The sequence below is a fragment of the Pseudogemmobacter sonorensis genome, from assembly GCF_042762395.1.
Taxonomy (GTDB): domain Bacteria; phylum Pseudomonadota; class Alphaproteobacteria; order Rhodobacterales; family Rhodobacteraceae; genus Pseudogemmobacter; species Pseudogemmobacter sonorensis.
In genome coordinates, this window is record NZ_JBEFZE010000070.1 from 1 (window position 1) to 2,652 (window position 2,652).

At 64.8% G+C, this 2,652-nt stretch carries 7 protein-coding genes; all 7 read left to right on the forward strand.

The features are described from left to right. Positions 1 to 271: hypothetical protein (locus ABNX41_RS21595; RefSeq protein WP_438671742.1), on the forward strand; the 271-nt coding region annotated here is incomplete at its 5' end. A 16-nt stretch (positions 272 to 287) separates the two neighbouring features. After that, positions 288 to 563 carry a DUF2312 domain-containing protein gene (locus tag ABNX41_RS21600; RefSeq protein ID WP_438671748.1) on the forward strand — a complete coding sequence of 92 codons (276 nt, stop codon included), beginning with the start codon at positions 288 to 290 and terminating at the stop codon, positions 561 to 563. Position 564: 1 nt separating this feature from the next. Beyond that, on the forward strand, positions 565 to 870 hold the full coding sequence (locus ABNX41_RS21605; RefSeq protein ID WP_438671743.1) for a hypothetical protein: 306 nt from the start codon (positions 565 to 567) through the stop codon (positions 868 to 870). Then, a complete protein-coding gene (locus ABNX41_RS21610; protein ID WP_438671744.1) occupies positions 867 to 1,607 on the forward strand; it encodes a helix-turn-helix domain-containing protein in 741 nt (246 codons plus the stop codon). The genes ABNX41_RS21605 and ABNX41_RS21610 overlap by 4 nt, the downstream gene beginning before the upstream one ends. Beyond that, a complete protein-coding gene (locus ABNX41_RS21615; protein WP_438671745.1) occupies positions 1,561 to 2,040 on the forward strand; it encodes a hypothetical protein in 480 nt (159 codons plus the stop codon). Before ABNX41_RS21610 ends, ABNX41_RS21615 begins: the two co-directional genes overlap by 47 nt. Next, complete coding sequence (locus tag ABNX41_RS21620; RefSeq protein ID WP_438671746.1) at positions 2,037 to 2,414, forward strand: helix-turn-helix domain-containing protein; 378 nt, start codon at positions 2,037 to 2,039, stop codon at positions 2,412 to 2,414. Before ABNX41_RS21615 ends, ABNX41_RS21620 begins: the two co-directional genes overlap by 4 nt. After that, a partial coding sequence (locus ABNX41_RS21625) for a hypothetical protein (RefSeq protein ID WP_438671747.1) occupies positions 2,411 to 2,652 on the forward strand: 242 nt, incomplete at its 3' end. The genes ABNX41_RS21620 and ABNX41_RS21625, both read left to right, overlap by 4 nt.

Sequence of the window (2,652 nt, forward strand, 5' to 3'; positions counted from 1 at the left end):
CGCAAATGCGGCCGCTGCGGGAAGCCCTGCTCGATCAACCTTGGCCCTCCGTATGGCCAGCCGGATCGCGGCTCTGTTTCCTCGTGCGCTGAACACATGGCTGAGGCCGAAGCGTGGTGGCGTGCCCGATACCACCGCGCTGCAAGCGGAGCGCGAGAGGCTGATCGAGGCCCTTCGGGAAGCCCGGCGCAAGCATCGCTCGACCTCTGACATCGCCGCCCGGCTGCGGGCTGTGACCACCGAAATTCTGAGAGGGGCACCAGATGCGTGACCATGCCGAGACCCCGATGAAGGAAACCGATGCCGACCGCGCGGTCAAGAGCAAGGCCTTCGACGTGACCGCTGATCAGCTTCGGCAGTTCGTTGAACGGATCGAGCAATTCGAATCCGAAAAGCGCGACATCACCGAGCAGATGAAGGAGGTCTACGCCGAGGCCAAAGGCCGCGGCTACGACACCAAGGCCATCCGCAAGATCGTGGCCCTACGGAAGAAGGACGCGGATCAGCGCGCTGAGGAGGACGCGATCCTCGACATGTATATGACCGCGCTCGGGATGGCCTGACATGCGCCGGGCCGCAGCAACTGACCGCAATCAAGCGGAGATCGTCGCGGCCCTGCGCGCCATCGGGGCAACGGTCCAGCCGCTTCACGCCGTGGGACAGGGGTGCCCGGACCTTCTATGCGGATTTCGTGGCCGCAACATCCTGATCGAGGTGAAGGATGGGGAAAAGCCGCCCTCGGCGCGCAAGCTGACGCCAGACCAGATCGAATGGCACGGCGGCTGGAAGGGTCAGGTGATCGTCGTGGAAGACGCTGACGCCGCGATTGCGGTGCTCACGGGCATGCAACTGCGCGGGGTGGTGTCGTGAGTGTCAAGATCATGTCGGCTATTTTCGACAGCGAGACGCTTGGTCCGACCGAGCGGCTGATCATGCTCGCCCTGGCTGATCATGCCGACGACAGCGGGCGCTGCTACCCGTCCATCAGCCGCCTCGCAAGCAGGACCGGGCTCAGTGAAAGGGCGCTGAGAACCAATATCCGTTCCCTCGAAGCTCAGGGGTATCTGCGCATCCTGATCGGCGCAGGCCAGGGCGGGTCTAACGTCTATTTCGTCAGCGCGACCCCGGCAGCAGATGCCCCCCGGCAGGGAATGCCCCCCGGCAGCAGATGCCCCACCCCCCGGCACCTCGTGCCGGTGACCCCGGCAGCAGATGCCCCCAAACCATCAGGAACCATCATTGAACCGTCAATAGAGGAAGCTGACGCTTCCTCAGGAAACGCGCCCGAGCGCGAGATCGACGATCCGCCTCCCAAGCGATCGAAGCGCGGCGTCTCTCTGCCTCCCGACTGGGCCCCATCCGACCGAAACCTCACCGATGCCAGAAGCCGCAATTTCACCGAGGACGAAATCCATGAGCAAGCCGCAGCTTTCCGCGATTACCACCTCGCAAGAGGCACCACCTTCAAGGACTGGGATGCAGCATGGCGGACATGGCTTGGCAACGCTCGTCGGTTCGCAAGGCCTTCCCAAGCACCCAGACCCGGAAACGGTTCGGCGCATGATGGGCTCCTTGCGGGCTTTCAGCGCGCGGCCGCTCGCCGATGAGGCCGAGGCGAACCTGACGCGCGAGGCGATCTCGTATCTCGGGACGCCAGCGCCGGGAAAGTGGATCGCCGGTCGGGTCGTGACGCTTCTCAGCCACTATTTCGTTGCCCAGCAGGAGGCGAGCATCGCTGAGGCCGTGGCCGAGGACTGGTGCGAAATGCTCGAGGATTACCCGGCTTGGGCGCTGGCTAGTGCCTGCCGTTGGTGGATGAGCCGCGAGAACCCTCGTCGTCATTCTAAGCCCCTCCCCGGCGACATTCAGGATCGGGCGCATTTCGAGACGGCTGGGCTTCGAGCCGCCGAGATAATGGTTCGCCTCGGGCCCGTCATATCGGAACCCGGGCGAGATGCTTTGTCACCACAGGACATCGAGGATCGGCGCCAACGGGCCGCTGAGATCGTGGCTGGCTTCAGCAAAAGGGTGTCAGCATGACCCACCTGACGCTCCCCCGCCGCCCGATGCCACGCCTCGGCGGCATGACCAACCCTCGCCCCATCTCGATGATGGACGAATCCACCCTTGCCCGCGCCATGGCCGAGGACGCCAAGCGCGCAGGGAATGGCCCGAGGCGCGAGACCAACAAGGTGTTCCCGGTGCACATCGACCGCCGGGAAGGGGCAAACAGCAACGTCCTCGACGCTCTGCGCGGGCCGATGACCGCCCAGCAGATCGCACAGGCGGCGGACCGGAACATCAAGACAATCGGCGCCCGTCTCAACGTCCTGGAAGGCCTCGGGCTGGTCCGCAGGATCCCCGGCACGAAGCCGCAGCTTTGGGAGAGGATTAGCATGGAGGATCCAGCATGAGCACCACCCCCACGCCCGAGGGCGATCTGATCAGCCGGGCGGCCGCGCTGGCAATCTTCCAGCCGGAAACGAGCACCGTGCGCAAGCAGATCTGCGACGATATCCGCGCTCTCCCCGCCTCACAGCCACAAGGGGAGGATAAGCCCGCGCCCGCGATGGATCTGGCACCGGAAGCGACCGAAGCCTGTGCCGAGCAGACAGAAATTGTCATAAAGGCACTACGTGCCGCCGCGCGTGA

Excerpts from the sequence above, each read along its gene's own strand:
- ABNX41_RS21600 (WP_438671748.1), top strand. The coding sequence starts at position 288 with ATGAAGGAAACCGATGCCGACCGCGCGGTCAAGAGCAAGGCCTTCGAC.
- ABNX41_RS21605 (WP_438671743.1), top strand. The coding sequence starts at position 565 with ATGCGCCGGGCCGCAGCAACTGACCGCAATCAAGCGGAGATCGTCGCG.
- ABNX41_RS21615 (WP_438671745.1), top strand. The coding sequence starts at position 1,561 with ATGATGGGCTCCTTGCGGGCTTTCAGCGCGCGGCCGCTCGCCGATGAG.
- ABNX41_RS21620 (WP_438671746.1), top strand. The coding sequence starts at position 2,037 with ATGACCCACCTGACGCTCCCCCGCCGCCCGATGCCACGCCTCGGCGGC.